The following is a 23,814-nucleotide window of genomic DNA, read 5'->3' as shown; positions in this document are numbered from 1 at the left end:
CACCCGTCGGACGGTCATCACGTAGAATCGACCGTCGGGCCCGGCTGGGCCGCACTCCTCCCGGGCGCAGGCCCCGGCATCTCGAAGGACCTCACACACCCATGGCTTCCACCGCAGACATCAAGAACGGCGTCGTCCTCAACATCGACGGGCAGCTCTGGAGCGTCGTGGAGTTCCAGCACGTCAAGCCCGGCAAGGGTGGCGCCTTCGTGCGCACCAAGCTGAAGAACGTCATGACGGGCAAGGTCGTCGACAAGACCTTCAATGCCGGCTCGAAGGTGGAGATCGAGAACGTCGACCGCCGCGACTTCACGTACCTCTACAACGACGGCGACGGCTTCGTCTTCATGGACACGGCCGACTTCGACCAGCTGACCGTCGCCGCGGCGACGGTGGGCGACGCGAAGAACTTCCTGCTGGAGAACCAGCAGGTCACGATCGCGCTCAACAACGGCAACCCGCTCTACATCGACCTGCCCGCCTCCGTCGTGCTCGAGGTGACGTACACCGAGCCGGGCCTGCAGGGCGACCGCTCCTCGGCCGGCACCAAGCCCGCGACGGTGGAGACGGGCTACGAGATCCAGGTACCGCTCTTCCTCGAGACCGGCACGAAGGTCAAGGTCGACACGCGCACCGGGGATTACCTCGGTCGTGTCAGCTGAGCCGGGGGCTTCCACGTCATGAGCGCTCGCACGAAGGCGCGCAAGCGCGCCCTCGACATCCTCTTCCAGGCCGATGTGCGCGGAGAGCAGGTCTCGATCATCCTCGCGGCCGAGGCCAAGCGCGCGGCCGGCGAGCCGGCGCGCGAGGCGTCGTGGCTGTACGCGCGTGAGATCGTCGACGGCGTCATCGATCACCGCGACGACATCGACGAGGTCATCGCCACCCACAGCCGGGACTGGAAGATCGAGCGGATGCCGGCGGTCGACCGGGCGGTGCTGCGGATAGGCGTCTGGGAGCTGCTCCACAACGACGACATCCCCGCGGCGGTGGCGATCGACGAGGCGGTCGAGCTCGCCAAGGAGTTCTCCACCGACGATTCGGGCTCGTTCGTGCACGGCGTGCTGGCCCGCGTCGCCCGGGCGGGCTGAGCGCCCGGCAGACGCGAGTGCCGCACGGGCGCGTCGCGTGTCCGAGGCGTCTGAGAGCATGACCGGGATGGGTCACACTCCGCGTCCGCCCTCGACGCCGCCGACGTGGCGCGATCTCGTGACCCCTGCGCCGGCATCGGGCGGCGAGGTGCCCCTGGCGCTGGGCGTGGATCTGCGGCGGGCGATCCCGGGATCGTCGCCGTGGCTACCCCGGCAGTCCGAGGCCGCCACGGCGCGCACACTACGGCTCGCTCACGACGACCTGCGCCTGCGCGTGCACCCGATGCGGCGCAGCCCGCACACGGGAACATGGATCAAGGGCGACGCGACGTGGGAGGTGGTGCGGCGCCCCGGCGGGGTGTTCATTCCTGCGCAGGCCCGCTGGTTCGCGGAGCTGTACAGCATCGCCCGCGATGTCTTCGCGATCGGGGCGTTCGCCGCCGTGTCCGAGGGGATCGTGCTCGACGGCGTCGGGTCGGGGCTGCTGTGGCAGCACCTCCGGGCCGCATCGGCGCTCGAGATCCCCCTCGTCGGCCTGCACCGGAGCATCGCGGTCGCCCTGGCGGAGAGCGCGTCGTCGAGCATCAGGATCTCTCCGCGCAGCGACGGCGCGCTGGATGTGTCGGCGTGCGTCGTGATCGACGGGGCGGAGGTCGAGGCGCGGGGAGTGCGCCCGATCGGCGCGACGGGGGTCTACGCCGTTGCGACGAACGGAACCCGCATCCACGTCGCCATCGCGGAACTCGCCCTCGATGACCCGCTGCAGACGCTCCTGTCTGCACGCGGCGACATCCGGGTGCCGGCGGCCGAGCGGGAGGACTTCCTCGCGCAGGCGGGTCCGCGGCTGGGGCGACGCGGCGACGTCGAGTTCTCGGGCGGGATCACGCCGGTGCGGATGCCGGAGCCCGCCCCGGTTCTGGAGGTGGCGCACCGTCCGGAGGACCGCGTCGACGTGGCGCTGGTCTGGGACTACCCCGGGGCGGGTCGCGTGTCCGATGCGGAGGGCTCCGCCCGTCGGGACGCACCCGTCGAGCGCGACCGTGAGACGGAGGCCCGTTGGGTGCGGCGGATCTCCGAGGAATGGCATCGCGCGCTCGGCGACGCGTTCGCCCCGACGCGCACCGCGCAGGGGGTGCGCGCCGCGGAGATGGTCACGCGCGCCATCCCGGCGCTCGAGAGGATCGGCGTCCGCATCGAGACCGCGGGGAGACGCCGCACTTACCGCGAGCTGGCGGGGGACCCTCACATCTCCGTCTCCACGGTCGAGAGCGCCGACCCCGACTGGTTCGACCTCGGCGTGATCGTCTCGATCGACGGTCGGCGCATCCCCTTCGCTCCGCTGTTCACCGCCCTCGCGCAAGGGCGCCGGAAGATGCTCCTCGCGGACGGCGGCTACTTCTCCCTCGCGCATCCCGCGCTCCAGCGCCTGAAGGACCTCATCGGCGAGGCCGCGGACGTGGCCGAGTGGGAGACGGGCCCACGTCTGCATCGCCACCAGAGCGCTCTCTGGGCGGAGTTCGAGGATCTCGCCGACGAGTCCGCGGCCGCGCTGACGTGGCGGTCGGCCGTGGCGGGACTGCGCGACGTGAGCCGCATCCCGTCGACGCCGATTCCCCGCGCGCTGAGTGCGACGCTCCGGCCGTATCAGCGATCGGGCTTCGACTGGCTCGCGTTCCTCTGGCGGCACCGCCTGGGAGGGATACTCGCTGACGACATGGGGCTTGGAAAGACCCTCCAGACGCTGGCTCTCGTCGCGCACGCGGTGGAGTCGGGGGAGCGGCGACCCTTCCTCGTGATCGCCCCCACGTCGGTCACCTCGGTGTGGCGCGACGAGGCGGCGAGGTTCGTCCCCGGTCTTCGGGTGCAGACGATCACCGAGACGCGCGGACGTCGCCCGCAGACGGTCGAGCAGCTCGCCGGCGACGCCGATATCGTCGTGACCTCCTATGCGGTTCTCCGTCTCTCCGCCTCCGAATTCGCCCCGATCGGCTGGGCGGGCGTCATCGTCGACGAGGCGCAGTTCGTCAAGAACGCTCAGACGAAGGCGCACCGCACGGTGGGGGAGCTGCGGGCGGATGCCGTGTACGCCCTCACCGGCACGCCGCTCGAGAACTCGCTCGCCGATCTGTGGGCGCTGCTGTCGTTGACGGCCCCGGGCCTGTTCGCCTCGGCGCGCCGCTTCCGGGAGGACTACATCGGTCCCATCGAGCAGGGGAGGGTGCCGGAGAACTCCGAGGGCGGGGCGTTCCGCGCCGAGCGGCTGGCGCGGCTGCGCCGACGCATCCGCCCCCTCGTCATGAGGCGCACCAAACAGCTCGTGGCGCCCGAGCTGCCTCCGCTGCAGGAGCAGGTCCAGCACGTCGAGCTCAGCGCCGAGCACCGCGAGATCTACGACGCCGTGCTGCAGCGCGAGAGGAAGAAGGTGCTCGGACTGCTCGATGACCTCGACCGCAACAGGTTCATCGTCTTCCGCTCGCTGACGCTGCTGCGATTGCTGAGCGTCGATGCGGGCCTCGTCGACGACGCCCACGCGGAGATCGGGTCCGCCAAGCTCGACGCGCTCGTCGAGCAGCTTGCGGAGATCGCGTCCGAGGGCCACCGCGCGCTCGTGTTCAGCCAGTTCACGAGCTTCCTCGCGCGCGTCTCCCGGCGCCTCGACGCGGCGGGCGTGGCGCACACCCAGCTCGACGGGTCCACGCGAGACCGCGACGAGGTCGTGCAGCGGTTCCGATCCGGCGCCGCGCCGGTCTTCCTCATCAGCCTCAAGGCGGGAGGCTTCGGTCTCACCCTGACCGAGGCCGAGTACGTGTTCGTCGCCGACCCGTGGTGGAACCCCGCGGCCGAGTCGCAGGCGATCGACCGGGCCCACCGGATCGGGCAGGATCGCTCCGTGATCGTGTACCGCATGATCGCCTCCGACACGATCGAGGAGAAGGTCGCGGCGCTGCAGGCGCGCAAGGCGCGCCTCTTCACCGCCGTCATGGACGACGAGGAACTCTTCGCCCGCGCGTTCTCGGCCGACGACATCCGCGCGCTGCTGGAATCGTGACGTCCGGGTGTTTTGCCCGGTCCGTCGCTCAGGGCGCTGCCGGGGGGCGGCCGTACAATCGATGAGTTCACGAGACGACCCGACGGGAGCAGCATGAAGATCACGGGACTCGGACATGCCGGAATGTTCATCGAGACGGCGGGAGGATCCATCCTCTGCGACCCGGTGATCGGCCCCAGCTTCTTCGGCTCGTGGTTCCCCTTCCCCGACAACCGCGGACTCGACTGGGAGCGCTTCGGCGCGGCCGACTTCCTGTACATCTCGCACCGCCACCGTGATCATTTCGATCCCGCGCTGCTGCGGCGTTACGTCTCGACCGACATCCGCGTGTTGCTCCCGGACTACCCCACGGACGACCTCGAGACCGATCTGCGGCGCCTGGGGTACGACAACATCGTCTACACGCAGGCCGGGGTGCCCCTGACCTTCGGTGACATGACTCTGATGGTGACGCCCCTGCGCGCGCCGAGCGACGGCCCGATCGGCGATTCCTCGCTGAGCGTCGACGACGGGACGGCGAGCATCCTGAACCAGAACGATTCGCATCCGCTCGATCTCGACAAGCTGCTGTCGTTCAGCAAGCCCGACGCGTACTTCACGCAGGTCTCTGGAGCCATCTGGTGGCCGATGGTCTACGACCTGCCGCAGGACGCGAAGCAGAACTTCGCGCGTCTCAAGCGCGACGCCCAGAACAAGCGGGCGATGTACTACATCGACAAGGTCGACGCCCCCCATGTGTTCCCGATGGCGGGCCCGCCGATGTTCCTCCGCGAGGAGCTGTTCCGCTACAACGGGCTCGGCGAGCAGAACGACTCGATCTTCACCGACCAGCGCGAGTTTCTCGAGCACATGGCGATCGAGCGCCCCGAGCAGAAGGGGCATCTCTTCGTTCCGGGGACGGAGGTCGAGGTGAGCAACGGCGATGTCCGCGTCTCGCAGACGCTCTTCACCGACGAGGAGATCGCCCGCATCTTCGGCGACAAGTGGGCGTATCTCGCCGAGCAGGCCCACTCGCGTCAGGACGAGATCCGTGCCGAGGAGGCATCGCGCGCCGCGGCGATGCCGCCCGAGCAGATGCTCGCCGAGATCAAGGAGTGGTGGGAGCCGCTGCTTCGCAGGGCGCGGACCATCCGCAACGGTGTGGGCGGCAACGTCCGCTTCCGCATCGGCGACCTCGACATGGTCGTGGACTTCCCGAAGGCGAAGGTCCGGCACTACGCCGGCGAGGAGTGCGTGTACTGGTACACCATCCCGGCCGACCTCGTCTCGACGAACATCCGCGACCGAGAGATCGACTGGTCAAACTCGATCTTCCTGTCGATGCAGTTCGAGGTCGGGCGCAGCGGCAAGTTCAACGAGTTCCTCACGACGTTCCTCAAGTGCCTCTCTCGCGACCGCATCGAGTACGTCGAGAACTGGTATGCCGAGCAGTCCGACCAGACGGAGGACGCGAGGCTCGACGAGTGGGTCGTGCAGCGGCGGTGCCCCCACCTGCGCGCCGACCTGACCAAGACCGGCAAGATCGAGGACGGCGTGCTCACCTGCAGCCTGCACGACTGGAAGTGGGACCTCGCCAGCGGGCGCTGCCTCACGACGCAGGGGCACCCGATCCGGGCTCGCGCCGCCGCCGACGCCGATCGTGCCGACACCGCCGCCGCGGTCTGAGTGGGAGGGGCGCGCCCCGCGGATCCGCTAGAGTGAACCCGCACCTCAGCAACCTTTAACCCCGTCCCGTGAGGCGGAGAAGGGAGCGTCGATGAGCACGAGAACCGTGCTGCACGAGGCCGACATCACCCGGGCCCTGACTCGGATCTCCCACGAGATCCTCGAGTCCAATCGCGGCCCCGACGATCTGATCCTCCTGGGGATCCCTACCCGCGGTGTGACGCTCGCCCACCGCATCGGCGCCCTCGTGTCGCAGTTCTCGGGGGTGGATGTCCCCGTCGGTTCCCTCGACGTGACGATGTACCGCGACGACCTGTCTCAGCACCCCACGCGCGCGCCGCACCCCACGCAGATTCCCGAGGGCGGCGTGGACGGCAAGGTCGTGGTCCTCGTGGACGACGTGCTCTACTCGGGCCGCAGCATCCGGGCGGCCCTCGATGCGCTTCAGGACATCGGGCGTCCCGCGGTCGTGCGTCTGGCGACCCTCGTCGACCGCGGGCATCGAGAGCTGCCCATCCGCCCCGACTTCGTGGGCAAGAACCTGCCGAGCGCCCGCGACGAGCGTGTCAACGTGCGCCTGACCGAGGTCGACGGGGCGGAATCCGTGACGATCGAGGACGAAGGCGCCGACGAATGAGGCACCTGCTCGACACCGCATCGCTGTCCCGCGAGGACGCCCTCGCGATCCTCGACGTCGCCGAGGACATGTCGGCCACCCAGAGCCGGCAGGTCAAGAAGCTCCCCACGCTTCGCGGCAAGACCGTCGTCAACCTCTTCTTCGAGGACTCCACCCGCACGCGCATCTCGTTCGAGGCGGCGGCCAAGCGGCTGAGCGCCGATGTGATCAACTTCGCCGCCAAGGGGTCCAGCGTCTCGAAAGGCGAGAGCCTGCAGGACACGGCACAGACCCTCCAGGCGATGGGGGCGGATGCCGTGGTCATCCGTCACGGCGCATCCGGCGCCCCGCGCACGCTCGCCACGAGCGGGTGGATCACCGCGGGGGTCGTCAACGCCGGGGACGGCACGCACGAGCACCCCACGCAGGCGCTCCTCGACGCGTTCACGATGCGACGTCGTCGCTACGGCGGCGACAGCCGCGGCCGGGACCTGTCGGGATACCGCGTCGCGATCGTCGGCGACATCCTGCACTCCCGGGTGGCCCGCTCCAACGTCTGGCTCCTGCACACGCTGGGCGCGGAGGTCACGCTCGTGGCCCCGCCCACCCTGGTGCCGCAGGATGTGTCGGGGTGGCCCGTGCGCGTCGTGTACGACCTCGACGAGGCGATCGCGAACCGACCCGACGCCGTCATGATGCTGCGCATCCAGCTCGAGCGCATGCGCGCGGCGTACTTCCCGACCGAGCGCGAGTACGCCCGCCGCTGGGGGCTCGGCAGCGACCGCCTGCGGGCGCTTCCCGCCGATAGCATTGTCATGCACCCCGGGCCCATGAACCGGGGTCTGGAGATCTCCGCCGATGCCGCCGATTCACCCCGTTCGACGGTGCTCGAGCAGGTGTCGAACGGCGTCTCGGTGCGGATGGCCGCGCTCTACCTGCTGCTGGCGGGCGAGCGGGAAGACGATATGCCGGGGCATCCCGCGCGAGCGGAGGAGGAGCGATGAGCCACACGAACACGGGACCCCTCCTGATCGCGGGGGCTCGGCTGCCCGACGGGTCCCGCGCGGACATCCTGATCGAGGACGGGCGCGTGAGCGAGGTGGGCACCGGGCTCAGCCGGGCGGGATCCCGGCGCATCGACGCCGACGGGCTCGTCGCGCTCCCCGGGCTGGTTGACCTGCACACGCACCTGCGTGAGCCCGGCTACGAGGCCGGGGAGACGATCCTCACGGGGACCCGAGCCGCCGCCGCCGGAGGGTTCACGGCCGTCTTCGCGATGCCGAACACCTCGCCGGTCGCCGACACGGCGGGCGTCGTCGAGCAGGAGCTCGCGCTCGGCGAGGCCGCGGGCTACGCGACCGTTCAGCCGATCGGTGCCGTGACCGTCGGACAGAAGGGCGAGCGGCTCGCCGAGCTGGGTGCCATGGCGGATTCCCGCGCGCGGGTGCGGGTCTTCAGCGACGACGGCTTCTGCGTGCACGATCCGCTCATCATGCGGCGCGCCCTGGAGTATGTGAAGGCTTTCGACGGCGTCATCGCGCAGCACGCGCAGGATCCCCGCCTCACCGAGGGGGCGCAGATGAACGAGGGCGCGGTCTCGGCGGAGCTGGGGCTGGCCGGGTGGCCGGCGGTCGCGGAGGAGTCGATCATCGCGCGCGACGTGCTGCTGGCCGAGCACGTCGGCTCCCGCCTGCACGTGTGCCACCTCTCCACCGCGGGCTCCGTCGACATCATCCGGTGGGCCAAGAAGCGGGGCATCCCGGTCACCGCCGAGGTGACCCCGCATCATCTCCTGCTCACCGACGAACGGGTGCGCGGATACGACGCCCGGTACAAGGTGAACCCGCCGCTGCGCCGCGCCGAGGACGTGCAGGCGGTGCGCGAGGGCCTCGCGGACGGCACGATCGACATCGTCGCCACCGACCACGCCCCGCACCCGGCCGAGCACAAGAGCTGCGAGTGGCAGGCCGCTGCGAACGGCATGGTGGGTCTGGAGAGCGCCCTGCGCGTCGTGCACTCGGCCATGGTCGAGACAGGCTTGCTCTCGTGGACCGACATCGCTCGCGTGATGTCGGAGACCCCCGCCCGCATCGGTCGCCTCGCCGGCCACGGGATGCCGATCGCCGCGGGGCAGCCGGCGGAGATCACCCTCTACGATCCGTCGGTGAGGGGGACCTTCACCGAGGGGGATCTGCGCGGCCGCAGCGAGAACTCGCCCTATCTGGGGACGGAGCTGCCCGGGAGCGTCCGGTGGAGCATCCACCGTGGCCGGCCGACGCTGGCCGACGGCGTCATCGTGCCGGAGCCGGCCTCGTGACGCGCGAGGCCGCGGTCGCGATCCTCGTCGCGGTCGCCGTGCTGCTCCTGGGTCTCATGGCGTGGGGATGGTGGCGACGATCCCGGCGCGACCGAGCGCTCTCCGCTCCTACCGACGTTCCGGTCGATGCGGCGGCCACGGCATCCTTCTCGGGGCTGTACGTCGCGACCACGCGGCACGACGCGCCGCTGGACCGCCTCGCTATCCGTCACCTGGCCTACCGCGGTCGCGTGCGGGTGGACGTGACCGCCACCGGCGTGATCCTGCGGATCACGGGGGAGCCCGACGTCTTCCTCGGGGCGCCGCTGCTCCTCGAGGTGGGCCGCGCCACCTGGACCATCGACCGCGTCGTCGAGCGCGACGGCCTGGTCTATCTCGCCTGGCGCGTCGACGACACGACTGTCGCCGACAGCTACCTGCGCCTGCAGGGAACCGATCCCGATGCCCTCGTCGCCGCCGTGCAGGAGATCCTGCCGGCGCCCACAACGACTGGACCTGACGCATGACCCGTTTCACCACAGACCCCGCCGTCCTCGTCCTCGAGGACGGCACCCGCTATGCCGGACGCGCCTACGGGGCCCGCGGCACGACCCTCGGCGAGGTCGTCTTCGCCACCGGCATGACCGGATACCAGGAGACCCTGACCGATCCCTCGTACGCCGGGCAGATCGTGCTGCAGACCGCGCCGCACATCGGCAACACGGGCATGAACGGCGAGGACCGGGAATCCCGCCGCATCTGGGTCGCCGGCTACATCGTGCGCGACCCCTCGCGCGTGGTGTCCAACTGGCGCGCCGACGAATCGCTCGACGATGCGCTCGAGACCGACGGCATCGTCGGCATCAGCGGTATCGACACGCGCGCCGTGACGCGCCACATCCGCTCGGCGGGCAGCATGCGCGGCGCCATCTTCTCCGGCGATGCCGCGGGCATCGACCCGGACGAGCAGGTGCGCCTCGTCCGCGAGGCGCCCGCGATGGCGGGTCGCAGCCTGTCGGCCGAGGTGTCGGTCGCCGCCGCCGAGGTGACCCCCGCGCGGGGCGAGCGGATCGGCGCCCTCGCCGTCCTCGACCTCGGCGTCAAGCAGGCGACGGTCGACAACCTCGCCGACCGTGGCTTCGAGGTGCACGTCCTGCCTCAGGACGTCACGATCGAGCAGCTGCGCGCGATCGACCCCGTGGCGGTGTTCTACTCCAACGGCCCGGGCGACCCCGCCGCCTCCGCGGACCACGTCGACCTGCTGCGCGCGGTGCTCGATGACCGGCTGCCGTTCTTCGGCATCTGCTTCGGCAACCAGCTGCTCGGCCGCGCCCTCGGCCTCGGCACGTACAAGCTGCCCTTCGGTCACCGCGGGATCAACCAGCCGGTGCTCGATCGGCAGACCGGACGCGTGGAGATCACGGCGCACAATCACGGTTTCGCCGTCGAGGCCCCCCTCGAAGGCCCCTTCGACAGCCCCCACGGCTACGGACGCGTCGAGGTGAGCCACGTCGGACTCAACGACCAGGTCGTCGAGGGCCTCCGCGCCCTGGACCTGCCGGCGTTCAGCGTGCAGTACCACCCCGAGGCGGCCGCCGGCCCGCACGATGCGAACTACCTCTTCGACCGGTTCCGCGACATGGTCGTGGCCCACCTCGACAGCAAGAAGGACTCCCAGTAATGCCCAAGCGCGACGACATCAAGAGCGTCCTCGTCATCGGCTCCGGCCCGATCGTCATCGGCCAGGCCTGCGAATTCGACTACTCGGGGACCCAGGCCTGCCGCGTTCTGCGCGAGGAAGGCGTCCGCGTCATCCTCGTCAACTCGAACCCGGCGACGATCATGACCGACCCGGACTTCGCGGATGCGACGTACATCGAGCCGATCACCCCCGCCGTCATCGAGACGATCATCGCCAAGGAGCGACCCGACGCGATCCTGCCGACGCTTGGCGGGCAGACGGCCCTCAACGCCGCGATGGCGCTCGACGCGGCCGGGATCCTGGAGAAGTACGACGTCGAGCTGATCGGCGCGAAGGTCGAAGCCATCAACAAGGGCGAGGACCGGCAGATCTTCAAGCAGCTCGTCATCGACGCGGGTGCGGATGTCGCGGCGAGCCGCATCTGCCGCTCGATGGACGAGGTGCTCGCCGGCGCGGAAGAGCTCGGATACCCCCTCGTGGTGCGCCCGAGCTTCACGATGGGCGGTCTCGGCTCGGGCTTCGCGTACGACGAGAAGGACCTGCGCCGCATCGCGGGCGCGGGACTGCACGACTCGCCGACCCACGAGGTGCTGCTCGAGGAGTCGATCCTGGGATGGAAGGAGTACGAGCTCGAGCTCATGCGCGACATGGCCGACAACACGGTCGTCGTCTGCTCGATCGAGAACGTCGATCCCGTCGGCGTGCACACGGGCGACTCGATCACGGTCGCCCCGGCCCTCACGCTCACCGACCGCGAGTACCAGAAGCTCCGCGATATCGGCATCGACATCATCCGCGCCGTCGGTGTGGACACCGGCGGCTGCAACATCCAGTTCGCGGTGGACCCGGCCTCGGGACGCATCATCGTGATCGAGATGAACCCCCGCGTCTCGCGCTCGTCGGCCCTGGCGTCGAAGGCCACGGGGTTCCCGATCGCCAAGATCGCCGCCAAGCTCGCGATCGGGTACCGCCTCGACGAGATCCCGAACGACATCACCAAGGTGACGCCGGCCAGCTTCGAGCCCACGCTCGACTACGTCGTGGTCAAGGTTCCCCGCTTCGCGTTCGAGAAGTTCCCGGCCGCCGACACGACGCTGACGACCACCATGAAGTCGGTCGGCGAGGCCATGGCGATCGGCCGCAACTACGCCACGGCTCTTCAGAAGGCGCTGCGTTCGCTCGAGAAGCGCGGGTCGAGCTTCCACTGGGGCGAGGAGCCCCGCTCGGTGGAGGAGTTGCTCGAGGTCTCCAAGACGCCCACGGATGGGCGGATCGTCGTGCTGCAGCAGGCGATGCGCAAGGGCGCGAGCATCGAGCAGGCGTTCGAGGCGACGGCGATCGACCCGTGGTTCCTCGACCAGATCGCGCTCATCAACGAGGTCGCCGAGCACGTGCGCACCGCCCCGGAGCTCGACGCCGCGACGCTTCGGCTGGCGAAGGAGCACGGCTTCTCGGACGCCCAGCTCGCGCAGCTGCGGGGGATGAGCGAGGAGCGGGTGCGCGAGCAGCGGTATGCCGCCGGCATCCGCCCCGTCTACAAGACGGTCGACACCTGCGCGGGGGAGTTCCCTGCGCTCACGCCCTACCACTACTCCAGCTACGACAGCGAGACCGAGGTCACCCCGTCGGAGCGCACGAAGGTCGTCATCATCGGGTCCGGGCCGAACCGCATCGGGCAGGGCGTCGAGTTCGACTACTCGTGCGTGCACGCGTCGTTCGCCCTCGCCGACGCGGGATACGAGACCGTCATGGTCAACTGCAACCCGGAGACCGTCTCGACGGACTACGACACCTCCGACCGCCTATACTTCGAGCCGCTCACGCTCGAGGACGTGCTCGAGGTGCTGCACGCCGAGGCGGCGTCGGGCGAGATCCTCGGGGTCGTCTGCCAGCTGGGCGGCCAGACGCCGCTGGGCCTTGCCAAGGGCATCCAGGATGCCGGATACCGCATCCTCGGCACGAGCCCCGAGGCGATCGACCTGGCCGAGGAGCGCGAGCTGTTCTCGCGCCTGCTCGACCGCGCGGGTCTCGTCGCGCCCCGCAACGGAACGGCCACCGACGTCGAGGGCGCCGTTCGCATCGCCGAGGACATCGGCTACCCCGTCCTCGTCCGCCCGAGCTTCGTGCTGGGCGGCCGCGGGATGGAGATCGTCTACGACACCCCCAGCATCCGCGACTACTTCTTCCGGATCGCCGATCAGGCGATCATCGGGCCCGGACAGCCGTTGCTGGTGGACCGTTTCCTGGACGACGCGATCGAGATCGACGTCGATGCCCTCTACGACGGCTCCGAGCTGTACATCGGGGGCGTCATGGAGCACATCGAGGAGGCGGGCATCCACTCGGGCGACTCGAGCTGCACGCTTCCGCCCATCTCGCTCGGCCGCACCGAGATCGACCGCGTCCGCGAGGCGACGCTGGCGATCGCCGAGGGAGTCGGCGTGCGGGGCCTGCTGAACGTGCAGTTCGCCATCAGCGCGGGCGTGCTGTACGTCATCGAGGCCAATCCCCGCGCCAGCCGCACGGTGCCGTTCGTCTCGAAGGCGCTCGGCATCCCGCTCGCCAAGGCCGCGTCGCGCATCATGGCCGGCACGAGCATCGCCGAGTTGAAGGACGAGGGGCTGCTGCCCGCCGTCGACGGCTCGCGCGTGCCGCTGGACTCGCCGGTGTCGGTGAAGGAGGCCGTCCTGCCCTTCAAGCGCTTCCGCACGAAGGAGGGCCACATCGTCGACTCCGTGCTGGGCCCCGAGATGCGCTCGACGGGCGAGGTCATGGGGATAGACCGCGACTTCCCGACGGCGTTCGCCAAGAGCCAGGAGGCGGCGTACGGCGGCATGCCGACGTCGGGGACCGTGTTCATCTCGGTGGCCGACAGCGACAAGCGCGCCGTCATCCTGCCCGCCCACCGCCTGCGGCAGCTGGGCTTCGATCTGGTGGCGACGGAGGGCACGGCGGAGATCCTCGCCCGCAACGGCATCGACGTGCGCATCGTGGCCAAGTACAGCGAGACGGCCGGCTCGTCCGAGCCGAACATCGTCGACCTGATCAACGCGGGCGAGATCGACATCGTCGTGAACACCCCCTCGGGGCGGTCGGCGCGTGCCGACGGCTACGAGATCCGCGCCGCCGCGGTCGCCGCCGACAAGGCACTCTTCACCACGATCGCGGTGCTCGGCGCCGCCGTCAGCGCGATGGACGCGATCGGCGACGGGTTCGACGTGAGGAGCCTGCAGGAGTACGCCGCGGACCGGGCCGTACGAGCGTGAGCGCACCCACCTTCGGGGATCGGGTGCAGGGGGCAATCGCGGCGCACGGGCACCTGTGCGTCGGGATCGACCCGCACCCGCACCTGCTCGAGGCATGGGGCCTGCCCGTGAGCGCCGACGGCGTGAGGCGGTTCGGCGAGCGCGTCGTGGATGCCGCGGCCGGGCGGGCGGGGATCGTCAAGCCCCAGGTGTCCTTCTTCGAACGATTCGGGTCCGCCGGCTTCGCCGCCCTGGAGGCGGTGCTGTCGGCGGCACGGGAGCGGGGGCTGATCACGATCGCCGACGCCAAGCGCGGCGACATCGGCACGACGATGGACGCGTATGCGGCCGCGTGGCTGCTCCCGGGATCGCCGCTCGAGGCGGATGCCCTGACCGTCTCCCCGTACCTGGGGGCGGGAGCGCTCGAGGGGACCCTGGCGCTGGCCGCGGCCCACGGCAAGGGCGTCTTCGTGCTGGCCGCGACGAGCAATCCGGAGGGCGCCGCGGTGCAGGGCGCGGCGGTCTCCGGCCGTGATGGCGTGCGCGACACCGTCGCCGGCAGGATCGTTCGGGAGGTCACGGCGTTCAACGCGGCGCACACCCCGGCCGGGTCCTGGGCCGGAGCGGGGTTCGTCGTCGGTGCAACCGTGGACAGGCGCGCCGCCGGGCTTCCCGATACGATCGACCCCGTCGCCCCGATCCTCGCACCCGGGTTCGGCCACCAGGGCGCCCGTCCGGAAGACCTCGAAGAGATCTTCGGGCCGTTGTCCCCGGCCGTCCTCGCGAGCGAGAGCAGAAGCATCCTCTCGGCCGGTCCGAAGGCACTGGAGGCAGCCATCGAGGCGACACGAGCACGCACGGGAGGCGCACGTGGCTGAGACGGTTGAGCCGAAGACGGGTTCGTCGCGCCCGCCCGAGGTCGATCGGGCCGCCGCCTCGCGCAAGGCGGTCGCCGCTCGTCGGGAGCGCGCCGCGCTCAAGCGGGACGTGGCGACCCGCGTCATCAGCCCCCAGGAGATGCTGCGGCGCGCGTGGCGCGACGCGGATTCGGCCGCGGCCGCGATGCGCGTGCCCGACTTCCTCACGTGCATCCCGGCGATCGGCGAGGGCAAGCGCGACCGGATCCTCGCCGACCTGCGCATCTCGCCGGTGAAGCGGCTCGGAGGGCTGGGAGCGCGCCAGCGGCTGGACCTGCAGACGTTCCTCGACGACCGATTCCCCGAGCCCGCGGCGCGGCCCGGGCGCAGTCGCCTCGTCGTCCTCGCGGGGCCGACCGCCGTGGGCAAGGGCACGGTCGCCGCGCACATCCAGCAGCACCATCCCGAGATGCTCCTCTCCGTCTCCGCCACGACCCGGCCGCCGCGGCCGGGCGAGGAGCACGGCGTGCACTACTTCTTCGTCGACGACGCCGAGTTCGACCGGATGATCGCCGCCGGCGAGCTTCTCGAGCACGCGACCGTGCACAACCGTTTCCGCTACGGAACACCCCGGCAGCCCATCGCGCGCGCGCTGGAGGAGGGTCGGAGCGTGCTGCTGGAGATCGACCTGCAGGGAGCGCGTCAGGTGCGCGCGGCGGATCCATCCGCCATGCTCGTGTTCCTCCTCCCGCCCAGCTGGGATGAGCTGGTCACGCGGCTCGTCGGCCGCGGCACGGAGGGACCCGAGGAGCGCGCCCGCCGCCTGCGCACCGCCAAGCGCGAGCTCGCGGCGCAGAGCGAGTTCGACCACCGGGTCGTGAACGCGGATGTCGCGACGGCCGCTCGCGAGGTCGTCGCCCTCGTGCAGGCTCCCTCCGCACCCTGACCGGGCGGCGCGCCTGGGTTTCGTAAAGTTACACACGAATTCGGGTTCGCGGCGCCGTCCGGAACGATGAGTCTGTGCCCGCAACCGTCATCGACAGCCGCCCGTCGCTCCGCGCCGCTCCCGCGCGACGCGACGGAGTGCTGCTGGATGCCGTCTCCCGCACGTTCGGCACGGCGCAGGGCGCACGCGATGTGCTCCGCGGGGTCGACCTCGAGGTGCCCGCGGGTGAGATCCTCGCCGTCGTCGGGCCCTCGGGCTGCGGCAAGTCCACGCTGCTGCGACTGCTCGGCGGTCTCGACGTCCCCACGACCGGGACGATCCGCGTCTCCGGCGAGCCGGTCGCGGACACCGACGCCCGTACGGCCGTCGCCTTCCAGGAGCCGCGCCTCCTGCCGTGGCGCACGCTCGCGCAGAACATCGAGCTCGGCCTGCCGCGCGGTGCCCGGTCCGGCCGTTCCCGCGTCGCGGAGCTTCTCGACCTGGTCGGCCTGTCCCACGCCGCCGATCAGAAGCCGCGTGAGGTCTCCGGCGGCATGGCGCAGCGCGCCTCGCTCGCCCGAGCCCTCGCGCGCAATCCGGAGGTGCTGCTGCTCGACGAGCCGTTCGGCGCCCTGGACGCCCTGACGCGGCTGCGCATGCAGGATCTGCTGCTGGATGTCCACTCCGCGCAGCCGACGACCGTCATCCTCGTCACGCATGACGTCGAGGAGGCCCTCTTCCTGGCCGATCGGGTGCTCCTGCTGCGCTCGATCGGGGACGACACGGCGGAGGGCTCGATCGCGCGCACGATCGCCGTCCCCGGGCACCGCCCGCGCGACCGCGCCGACCGTGCCTTCACAGAGTTGCGCGCCGAGCTCCTGCAAGGGCTCGGCGTCGACACCCATCACCACACCCACGACAGCTCCGAGGAGACCCGATGAGCGCCATCATCCGCCGCACCGTACCGACGATCGCGATCGCGGGTGCGATGATGCTGATGGCGACGGGCTGCGTCGCGGGGGAGAACGCCACGGCATCCGACTCCGGTGCCGCCGACGGGGCCCAGGAGTGGTCCACCGACACGCTGTCGATCGACTTCGCCACGTACAACCCGCTGAGCCTCATCATCAAGGAGCAGGGCCTTCTGGAGGAGGCGCTCGGCGAGGGCGTCACCGTCGAGTGGGTGCAGTCGGCCGGATCCAACAAGGCCAACGAGTTCCTCCGCGCCGGATCGATCGACGTCGGCTCCACCGCCGGCTCGGCGGCGCTGCTCGCTCGCGCGAACGGTTCGCCCATCCAGGTGATCGACATCTACTCGCAGCCGGAGTGGGCGGCGATCGTCGTTCCGGAGGGCAGCGACATCACGTCGGTCGCCGACCTGGCCGGCAAGTCCGTCGCGGCCACCGCGGGCACCGACCCTTACTTCTTCCTGCTGCAGGCGCTCGAGACCGAGGGCCTGTCGGTCGAAGACATCCAGGTGCAGAACCTGCAGCACGCCGACGGCCGGGCGGCCCTCGACGCGGGGTCGGTGGATGCGTGGTCGGGCCTCGACCCGATCATGGCGGCCGCCGAGGTCGAGTCGGGCGCGCAGCTGATCTACCGGAACGTCGACTTCAACTCCTACGGGTTCCTCAACGCAACCGAGGAGTTCATCACCGAGCACGCCGACGTCGCGCAGGTCGTCGTCGACGCCTACGAGGACGCCCGCGCCTGGGCGCTGGAGAACCCGGAGGAGACCGCGGCCCTGCTCGCCGAGGTCGCGGGCATCGACATCGAGGTGGCGAACACCGTCATCCAGGAGCGTTCCAACCTCGACGTGAGCGGCGTCCCCGGCGAGGCGCAGCTGGATGTGCTCCGCGTCATCGCGCCGGTGCTCGTCGCCTCCGACGCCGTCCAGGGCGGTCAGGCGGAGATCGATCGCGCGCTCGACACGATCGTGAACGCGACGTTCGCCGAGAAGGCGACAGAGGGCCGATGACCTCCGCGCCCGCCCGCACGAGCACGAGCCCGGACGCCCCCGCGCGTCCGGGCTCGGCGCCGCGTCCGTTCTGGGAACGACGCGCCGTCAGGGTCGTCGGCGGACTCGTCCTGCCCCTGGCGATCCTCGGCGTCTGGCAGGTCGTCACGACGTCCGGACTCGTGCCGCCCTACCGGCTCCCCCCGCCCGCCACCGTCGTTCAGGCGGCCGTCCAACTCGCGGACAGCGGCGACCTCTGGATCCACATCGCGATCTCGGTGCAGCGCGTACTGCTCGGCTTCGCGATCGGTTCGGTCGTCGGGCTCGCGGGTGCGGCCATCGTCGGGCTGACGAAGGCCGGCGACATCCTCCTCAGCCCGATCCTCGCGGCGTTCCGTGCGATCCCCTCCCTCGCGCTCGTGCCGCTGCTGCTGCTCTGGATGGGGATCGGCGAGGACTCGAAGGTCGCCCTCATCGCGATCGGGGCTTTCTTCCCCGTCTTCACGACGGTGAGCCTGGCGCTGCGCCAGGTCGATCCCCACTCGGTGGAGATGGCCCGCTCGTTCAGCCTGCGCGGGTTCTCCCTGTTCCGCACGGTGCAGCTGCCCTCGGTTGTGCCCGCGATCATGTCGGGGCTGCGGCTCGCGCTGGCGCAGTCCTGGCTCTTCCTCGTCGCCGCCGAGCTGATCGCGGCCTCCATGGGACTCGGCTGGCTCCTGACGGACTCGCAGTCCACGGGACGGGTGGACCGCATCCTTCTCGCGATCGTGCTGCTGGCGCTTCTCGGAACGCTGACCAACGGCGTCCTGAGCGTCGTGCAGAAGTACCTGCTGCGCCGGTGGATCTGACGTGAGCGATGCCGTCACCGGGAGCGCGGCTCCCACGGAGGAAGCACGCCTGGTCGAGACGCGCGCCTACCCGCCTTCCGAGGGCTTCGCGGCGCAGGCGAACGTAGGCGCCGGCGCGTACGCCGACGCCGCGGCCGACCCGATCGCCTTCTGGGAGGACGCTGCCCGCCGGCTCGACTGGGCGACGCCGTGGGATGCCCCGCACGAGTGGGAGCCGCCCGTGCGCGGCGACGACGGCGAGCTGTCCGTGCCCGCCGCACGCTGGTTCGTCGGCGGGCGCCTGAACGTCGCCTACAACTGCGTCGACCGGCACGTGGAGGCGGGGCGAGGGCAGAAGGTGGCGCTCCATTTCGAGGGCGAGCCGGGCGACCGGACGAGCGTGACCTACGCGGACCTGCAGCGCCGCGTCGCGCGGGCCGCGAACGGGCTGATCGCCCTCGGCATCCAGCCCGGGGACCGCGTCGTGGTGTATCTGCCGGTGCTCGTGGAGACCGTCGTCATCGCGCTGGCCTGCGCGCGCATCGGTGCCGTGCATTCGCTCGTCTTCGGGGGGTTCTCCGCCGAGGCGCTGCGGTTCCGCGTCGAGGACACCGGCGCGAAGCTGCTGGTGACCACCGACGGCCAGTACCGCCGCGGTGCCGCCGTGGAGGTCAAGTCCGCCGCCGACGAGGCGGTCGAGGGGCTCGCTCACGTCGAGCATGTCCTCGTGGTGCGCCGCACCGGCCAGGACGTGCCCTGGCGGGGCGGGCGCGACGTGTGGTGGCACGACGTCGTCGACACCGCATCCGACGTGCACGAGCCGCAGGCCTTCGACGCCGAGCATCCCCTGTTCATCATCTACACCTCGGGCACGACCGGCAGGCCGAAGGGGCTCGTCCACACCGGTGGCGGGTACCTCGCACATGCGAGCTGGGCCCACTGGGCGCACTTCGACGCCAAGCCGGACGATGTCCACTGGTGCACCGCCGACCTGGCGTGGGTCACGGCGCACACCTACGAGATCTACGGCCCGCTCTCCAACGGCCTGACGCAGGTCATCTACGAGGGCACCCCCGACACCCCGCACCGGGAGCGGCACCTCGAGATCATCGAGCGCTACGGCGTGACCGTGTACTACACGGCGCCGACCCTCATCCGCACCTTCATGACGTGGTTCGGCGACACCCTGCCGGCCGGCCACGACCTCTCGTCGCTGCGCCTTCTCGGCACGGTCGGCGAGGCGATCAACCCCGCCGCGTGGGTGTGGTTCCGGGACGCGTTCGGGCGTGGCGAGCTGCCCGTCGTGGACACCTGGTGGCAGTCCGAGACCGGTGCGGCGATGATCGCGCCGCTGCCCGGGGCGACGACCCTGAAGCCCGGTTCCGCCTCCGTCCCGCTCCCCGGCATCGACGCGGCCGTCGTCGACGAGGAGGGTCGGGAGGTCGCGCCGGGCCGCTCGGGAACCCTCGTCGTGCGGCGGCCCTGGCCCGGGATGGCGCGTACCGTGTGGGGCGACCCGCGGCGGTATCGCGACTCGTACTGGGCCCAGTACGCCGGGCGCGGCGAGCACGGCGGCTTCTACGTCGCCGGCGATGGCGCGACGGTGGATGCCGACGGCTACGTCTGGATCCTCGGCCGACTCGACGACGTGCTGAACGTGTCGGGACACCGGATGTCGACGATCGAGATCGAATCCGCCCTCGTGGCGCATGCGTCGGTGGGGGAGGCCGGGGTGGCGGCGGTCGAGGATCCCGTCACGGGTCACGCCGTCGCCGCCTTCGTGGTGGCCTCCGGCGCGGGCAACGTCGCTCCCGACGCGCTGCGCGCGCACGTCGCGCACGAGATCGGACCGATCGCGAAGCCCCGGCACCTCGTCGTCGTGCCCGAGCTGCCGAAGACCCGTTCGGGGAAGATCCTGCGCCGACTCCTCGCGCAGTTGTGGGAGGCTGAACGGGATCGCCGCGCCGGTCGCGACCCGCACCCTCTGGGCGACACCACCTCCCTCCAGAACCCCTGGGCGGTCGAGCAGATCGCCGCCGTCCTCGCCGACGCCTGAGCGACGCGCACCCCATCAGAGAGAAGACATGAGCGAAGACCACCGGTTCGGGTTCCGCACCCGCGCCCTGCACGCGGGCGGCACGCCCGACGCCGCCACGGGTGCCCGCGCGGTGCCGATCTACCAGACCTCGTCGTTCGTCTTCGACGACGCCGCGGATGCCGCGAACCTCTTCGCGCTGCAGAAGTACGGCAACATCTACTCGCGCATCGGCAATCCCACCGTCGCCGCGCTCGAGGAGCGTCTGGCCTCGCTCGAGGGCGGCATCGGAGCCGTCGCGACGGCATCCGGGATGAGCGCGGAGTTCATCACGTTCGCGGCCCTCACGGGCGCGGGCGACCACGTCGTGGCCTCGGCGCAGCTCTACGGCGGCACGGTGACGCAGCTGGACGTGACGCTGCGGCGCTTCGGCGTCGACACGACGTTCGTCGCATCGAGCGACCCGGCCGACTACGCCGCCGCGATCCGGCCGGAGACGAAGGTGCTCTACGTCGAGACGATCGGCAACCCCTCCGGCGAGATCGCCGATATCGAGGGGCTCGCCGAGGTGGCACACGCCGCCGGCATCCCGCTCGTGGTGGACTCCACGCTCGCGACGCCCTACCTGGCGCGTCCGCTCGAGCACGGCGCCGACATCGTCATCCACTCGGTGACGAAGTTCCTCGGCGGTCACGGGACGACCCTCGGCGGCGTCGTGGTGGAGAAGGGCACGTTCGACTGGGGCAACGGCAGGTTCCCCCAGATGACCGAGCCCGTCGCGTCGTACGGCGGCATCAGCTGGTGGGACAACTTCGGCGAGTACGGGTTCCTCACCAAGCTGCGCTCCGAGCAGCTGCGCGACATCGGGCCCGCCCTGGCCCCCCACTCCGCCTTCCTGCTGCTGCAGGGCGTGGAGACCCTTCCGCAGCGGATCGACGCGCACCTCGCGAACGCCCGCATCGTCGCCGAATGGCTGGACTCGGACCCCCGCGTCTCGTTCGTCACGTGGGCGGGCCTGCCCGCACACCCGCACCGCGCCCGCGCCGAGAAGTACCTGCCGCTCGGTCCCGGCTCCGTCTTCGCGTTCGGGGTGCGCCCGACCGGCGACTTCGACGCCGAGGAGCAGAGGCTCGCGGCCGCCCGGCGCACCGGCGAGGCGCTCATCGACTCGCTCCGCCTCGCCTCGCACCTCGCGAACATCGGGGACGCCCGCACCCTCGTCATCCACCCGGCCTCGACGACGCACCAGCAGCTGAGTGCGGCGCAGCTCGTGACCGCGGGGGTGCCGGCGGATCTCATCCGCATCTCGGTGGGCCTGGAGGACGCCGAGGACATCCTGTGGGACCTCGACCAGGCTCTCACCGCAGCGACAGGAGTGACGCGTTGAGCGCATCGTGCGAACTTCCCCCGCAGCCCGTCGTCGCGTGCGCCCTCCCGGCCGCGCCGGCGCCGGCGTCGTCGGAGCGGACCTGGCGGGCGCCCGGCGCGCAGGAGCGGTACGAGATCCTCCGGCGCGCGAAGTCCGTCGCGATCGTCGGCGCATCCGAGAACCCCGCGCGCGCGAGCTTCTTCGTCGCGACGTACCTGCTCGGCTCGTCGCCGTACGACGTCTACTTCGTCAACCCGCGGGCGAAGAGCATCCTCGGCCGGCCCGTCTACGCGTCGCTCGCGGACCTCCCCGTCGTGCCCGACATCGTCGACGTCTTCCGCCGGCACGACGACCTGCCCGGGGTCGCCCGCGAGGCCGTCGATGCGGGTGCGAGCGCCCTCTGGCTGCAGCTCGGCTCGTGGAACGAGGATGCCGCGGCCGTCGCCGAAGAGGCGGGGCTCGCTGTCGTCATGGACCGGTGCATCAAGATCGAGCACGCGCGCTTCCACGGGGGTCTGCACCTCGCGGGGTTCGACACCGGCGTCATCAGCTCCCGGCGCCAGTTGCTCTCGCGCTGAGGAGCGTCGAGCGGCGGGTCCCGTGCCGCGTCGCGTAGACTGGTCGGATGCCGTGAGGGGCGCGCTTCGCGCCGCCGGGCACCCGAGATTTCCGGACCACTCGCGTCCGGACCCCCGATCGAGAGGATTCCGCCATGGCCGGAACGAACCAGGGCATCATCGAGCCCCCCATCGAGTCCCTTCTCCACAAGGTCGACGCGAACGGCGAGCCGATCTCGAAGTATCAGCTGGTGATCTTCGCGGCGCGCCGCGCCCGGCAGATCAACGACTACTACTCCGACCTGCACGAGGGGAACCTCTTCGACAACGTCGGCCCGCTGGTCGACTCGTCCGTCGAGGACAAGCCCCTCACGATCGCGCTGCACGAGATCGCCGAGGACAAGCTGCGCCTGCGCTCCGCCTGATCCGGTGAGTGCTCTGCGGCTGTTCACGTCGGAGTCCGTCACCGAGGGGCATCCCGACAAGATCTGCGACCAGATCTCCGACAGCATCCTGGATGCGATCCTGACCGAGGATCCGCACGGTCGAGTGGCCGTCGAGACCCTCGTCACGACGGGTCTGGTGCACGTCGCGGGAGAGGTGTCGACCTCCGCCTATGTGGAGATCCCCGCGATCGTGCGCGATGTCGTGAACCGCATCGGTTACACCTCGAGCGAGACGGGCTTCGACGGCGACTCGTGCGGTGTCAGCGTCTCCATCGGCGCGCAGTCGTCCGACATCGCGGCGGGCGTCAACAAGGCGTTCGAGCAGCGCGAGCAGCGCTCGGTCGATCCGCACGACGAGCAGGGCGCGGGCGATCAGGGCATCATGTTCGGCTTCGCCACCGCGGAGACGCCCCAGTACATGCCGATGGCGAGCTGGATCGCGCACCGCATGGCGGAGCGGCTGGCCGACACGCGGCGCGACGGCAGGCTTCCCTTCCTCCGCCCCGACGGCAAGACCCAGGTGACGCTGGGCTTCGACGGCCACACTCCCAAGACCGTGGAGTCCGTCGTGCTCTCGACGCAGCACCACCCCGACATCAGCCAGGAAGACCTCCGCCGCGCGGTGCGCCGGGACGTCATCGACCCGGTGCTCGCGGAGAGCGGTCTCGACCTGCGCGACGTCAGCTACTACATCAACCCCGCCGGCCCGTTCCTCGTCGGCGGTCCCAAGGGGGATGCGGGCCTGACCGGCCGCAAGATCATCATCGACACCTACGGGGGAGCGGCCCGCCACGGCGGCGGGGCCTTCAGCGGCAAGGACCCGTCGAAGGTCGACCGCTCCGCGGCCTACGCGATGCGGTGGGTCGCGAAGAACGCCGTCGCCGCGGGGCTCGCCGAGCGCCTCGAGGTGCAGGTGGCCTACGCGATCGGCAAGGCGCGCCCGGTCGGAGTCTACGTCGAGACCTTCGGCACGGGCACCGTGTCGGACGAGGCCATCACCGCGGCCATCCGCGAGGTGTTCGACCTGCGCCCCGCCGCGATCATCGAGGATCTCGATCTGCTGCGGCCCATCTACGCGCGTACGGCCTCCTACGGTCACTTCGGCCGCGAGCTGGACGAGTTCACCTGGGAGCGGCTCGACCGCGTCGACGACCTGCGCGCCGCCGCCGGGATCTGA

General features: G+C 70.8%; 20 protein-coding genes. All 20 read left to right on the top strand.

The window, feature by feature from the left end:
* The first annotated feature begins 101 nt into the window (after positions 1 to 101).
* The 20 genes from efp to metK all read left to right on the top strand — a co-directional run bounded on the left by efp (position 102) and on the right by metK (position 23,814).
* The gene (gene efp, locus ACIGCK_RS07650; protein ID WP_396665093.1) at positions 102 to 662 is read left to right on the top strand and encodes an elongation factor P; all 561 of its coding nucleotides are present in this window, start codon (positions 102 to 104) and stop codon (positions 660 to 662) included.
* An 18-nt stretch (positions 663 to 680) separates the two neighbouring features.
* Positions 681 to 1,091 (top strand): transcription antitermination factor NusB, encoded by a 411-nt coding sequence (nusB, locus tag ACIGCK_RS07645; RefSeq protein ID WP_330171889.1) that lies wholly within the window; start codon positions 681 to 683, stop codon positions 1,089 to 1,091.
* 67 nt (positions 1,092 to 1,158) lie between these two features.
* Positions 1,159 to 4,140 (top strand): DEAD/DEAH box helicase, encoded by a 2,982-nt coding sequence (locus ACIGCK_RS07640; protein ID WP_396665091.1) that lies wholly within the window; start codon positions 1,159 to 1,161, stop codon positions 4,138 to 4,140.
* Between the two features lie 93 nt (positions 4,141 to 4,233).
* Positions 4,234 to 5,805, top strand: a complete 1,572-nt coding sequence (locus ACIGCK_RS07635) for a Rieske 2Fe-2S domain-containing protein (RefSeq protein WP_396665090.1) — start codon at positions 4,234 to 4,236, stop codon at positions 5,803 to 5,805.
* Between the two features lie 91 nt (positions 5,806 to 5,896).
* Positions 5,897 to 6,442 (top strand): bifunctional pyr operon transcriptional regulator/uracil phosphoribosyltransferase PyrR, encoded by a 546-nt coding sequence (gene pyrR / locus ACIGCK_RS07630; RefSeq protein WP_396665088.1) that lies wholly within the window; start codon positions 5,897 to 5,899, stop codon positions 6,440 to 6,442.
* The gene (locus ACIGCK_RS07625; RefSeq protein ID WP_396665087.1) at positions 6,439 to 7,425 is read left to right on the top strand and encodes an aspartate carbamoyltransferase catalytic subunit; all 987 of its coding nucleotides are present in this window, start codon (positions 6,439 to 6,441) and stop codon (positions 7,423 to 7,425) included. Before pyrR ends, ACIGCK_RS07625 begins: the two co-directional genes overlap by 4 nt.
* A complete protein-coding gene (locus ACIGCK_RS07620; RefSeq protein WP_396665085.1) occupies positions 7,422 to 8,738 on the top strand; it encodes a dihydroorotase in 1,317 nt (438 codons plus the stop codon). The genes ACIGCK_RS07625 and ACIGCK_RS07620 overlap by 4 nt, the downstream gene beginning before the upstream one ends.
* A complete protein-coding gene (locus tag ACIGCK_RS07615; protein WP_396665083.1) occupies positions 8,735 to 9,244 on the top strand; it encodes a hypothetical protein in 510 nt (169 codons plus the stop codon). The genes ACIGCK_RS07620 and ACIGCK_RS07615 overlap by 4 nt, the downstream gene beginning before the upstream one ends.
* Positions 9,241 to 10,398 carry a glutamine-hydrolyzing carbamoyl-phosphate synthase small subunit gene (carA, locus tag ACIGCK_RS07610; protein ID WP_396665081.1) on the top strand — a complete coding sequence of 386 codons (1,158 nt, stop codon included), beginning with the start codon at positions 9,241 to 9,243 and terminating at the stop codon, positions 10,396 to 10,398. The genes ACIGCK_RS07615 and carA overlap by 4 nt, the downstream gene beginning before the upstream one ends.
* On the top strand, positions 10,398 to 13,685 hold the full coding sequence (gene carB / locus ACIGCK_RS07605; RefSeq protein WP_396665079.1) for a carbamoyl-phosphate synthase large subunit: 3,288 nt from the start codon (positions 10,398 to 10,400) through the stop codon (positions 13,683 to 13,685). The genes carA and carB overlap by 1 nt, the downstream gene beginning before the upstream one ends.
* A complete protein-coding gene (gene pyrF / locus ACIGCK_RS07600) occupies positions 13,682 to 14,542 on the top strand; it encodes an orotidine-5'-phosphate decarboxylase (protein ID WP_396665077.1) in 861 nt (286 codons plus the stop codon). Before carB ends, pyrF begins: the two co-directional genes overlap by 4 nt.
* Positions 14,535 to 15,467, top strand: a complete 933-nt coding sequence (gene gmk, locus ACIGCK_RS07595; RefSeq protein WP_396665075.1) for a guanylate kinase — start codon at positions 14,535 to 14,537, stop codon at positions 15,465 to 15,467. The genes pyrF and gmk overlap by 8 nt, the downstream gene beginning before the upstream one ends.
* Before the next feature lie 74 nt (positions 15,468 to 15,541).
* On the top strand, positions 15,542 to 16,387 hold the full coding sequence (locus ACIGCK_RS07590) for an ABC transporter ATP-binding protein (protein WP_396665073.1): 846 nt from the start codon (positions 15,542 to 15,544) through the stop codon (positions 16,385 to 16,387).
* Positions 16,384 to 17,424, top strand: coding sequence for an aliphatic sulfonate ABC transporter substrate-binding protein (locus ACIGCK_RS07585; RefSeq protein WP_396665072.1), 1,041 nt, complete (start codon positions 16,384 to 16,386; stop codon positions 17,422 to 17,424). Before ACIGCK_RS07590 ends, ACIGCK_RS07585 begins: the two co-directional genes overlap by 4 nt.
* On the top strand, positions 17,421 to 18,251 hold the full coding sequence (locus ACIGCK_RS07580) for an ABC transporter permease (protein WP_396665070.1): 831 nt from the start codon (positions 17,421 to 17,423) through the stop codon (positions 18,249 to 18,251). The genes ACIGCK_RS07585 and ACIGCK_RS07580 overlap by 4 nt, the downstream gene beginning before the upstream one ends.
* A 1-nt stretch (position 18,252) precedes the next feature.
* Positions 18,253 to 20,286 (top strand): acetate--CoA ligase, encoded by a 2,034-nt coding sequence (gene acs / locus ACIGCK_RS07575; protein ID WP_396665068.1) that lies wholly within the window; start codon positions 18,253 to 18,255, stop codon positions 20,284 to 20,286.
* A 28-nt stretch (positions 20,287 to 20,314) separates the two neighbouring features.
* The gene (locus ACIGCK_RS07570; protein ID WP_330171902.1) at positions 20,315 to 21,652 is read left to right on the top strand and encodes an O-acetylhomoserine aminocarboxypropyltransferase/cysteine synthase family protein; all 1,338 of its coding nucleotides are present in this window, start codon (positions 20,315 to 20,317) and stop codon (positions 21,650 to 21,652) included.
* A complete protein-coding gene (locus ACIGCK_RS07565) occupies positions 21,649 to 22,212 on the top strand; it encodes a CoA-binding protein (RefSeq protein WP_396665066.1) in 564 nt (187 codons plus the stop codon). Before ACIGCK_RS07570 ends, ACIGCK_RS07565 begins: the two co-directional genes overlap by 4 nt.
* A gap of 134 nt (positions 22,213 to 22,346) precedes the next feature.
* Complete coding sequence (gene rpoZ, locus ACIGCK_RS07560; protein WP_396665064.1) at positions 22,347 to 22,616, top strand: DNA-directed RNA polymerase subunit omega; 270 nt, start codon at positions 22,347 to 22,349, stop codon at positions 22,614 to 22,616.
* A 4-nt stretch (positions 22,617 to 22,620) separates the two neighbouring features.
* Positions 22,621 to 23,814 carry a methionine adenosyltransferase gene (gene metK / locus ACIGCK_RS07555; RefSeq protein WP_396665062.1) on the top strand — a complete coding sequence of 398 codons (1,194 nt, stop codon included), beginning with the start codon at positions 22,621 to 22,623 and terminating at the stop codon, positions 23,812 to 23,814.

The sequence above is a fragment of the Microbacterium sp. NPDC078428 genome, from assembly GCF_044542535.1.
Classification (GTDB): domain Bacteria; phylum Actinomycetota; class Actinomycetes; order Actinomycetales; family Microbacteriaceae; genus Microbacterium; species Microbacterium limosum.
Note: the sequence above shows the minus strand (reverse complement) of the source record. Positions and strands in the feature narration are given on the sequence as shown.

Bases quoted from the DNA above. Each gene is read 5' to 3' on its own strand.
- carA (WP_396665081.1), top strand. From the start codon at position 9,241: ATGACCCGTTTCACCACAGACCCCGCCGTCCTCGTCCTCGAGGACGGC.
- ACIGCK_RS07620 (WP_396665085.1), top strand. From the start codon at position 7,422: ATGAGCCACACGAACACGGGACCCCTCCTGATCGCGGGGGCTCGGCTG.
- ACIGCK_RS07570 (WP_330171902.1), top strand. From the start codon at position 20,315: ATGAGCGAAGACCACCGGTTCGGGTTCCGCACCCGCGCCCTGCACGCG.
- efp (WP_396665093.1), top strand. From the start codon at position 102: ATGGCTTCCACCGCAGACATCAAGAACGGCGTCGTCCTCAACATCGAC.
- ACIGCK_RS07635 (WP_396665090.1), top strand. From the start codon at position 4,234: ATGAAGATCACGGGACTCGGACATGCCGGAATGTTCATCGAGACGGCG.
- ACIGCK_RS07580 (WP_396665070.1), top strand. From the start codon at position 17,421: ATGACCTCCGCGCCCGCCCGCACGAGCACGAGCCCGGACGCCCCCGCG.
- pyrR (WP_396665088.1), top strand. From the start codon at position 5,897: ATGAGCACGAGAACCGTGCTGCACGAGGCCGACATCACCCGGGCCCTG.
- rpoZ (WP_396665064.1), top strand. From the start codon at position 22,347: ATGGCCGGAACGAACCAGGGCATCATCGAGCCCCCCATCGAGTCCCTT.
- nusB (WP_330171889.1), top strand. From the start codon at position 681: ATGAGCGCTCGCACGAAGGCGCGCAAGCGCGCCCTCGACATCCTCTTC.
- ACIGCK_RS07585 (WP_396665072.1), top strand. From the start codon at position 16,384: ATGAGCGCCATCATCCGCCGCACCGTACCGACGATCGCGATCGCGGGT.
- carB (WP_396665079.1), top strand. From the start codon at position 10,398: ATGCCCAAGCGCGACGACATCAAGAGCGTCCTCGTCATCGGCTCCGGC.
- ACIGCK_RS07640 (WP_396665091.1), top strand. From the start codon at position 1,159: ATGGGTCACACTCCGCGTCCGCCCTCGACGCCGCCGACGTGGCGCGAT.
- ACIGCK_RS07625 (WP_396665087.1), top strand. From the start codon at position 6,439: ATGAGGCACCTGCTCGACACCGCATCGCTGTCCCGCGAGGACGCCCTC.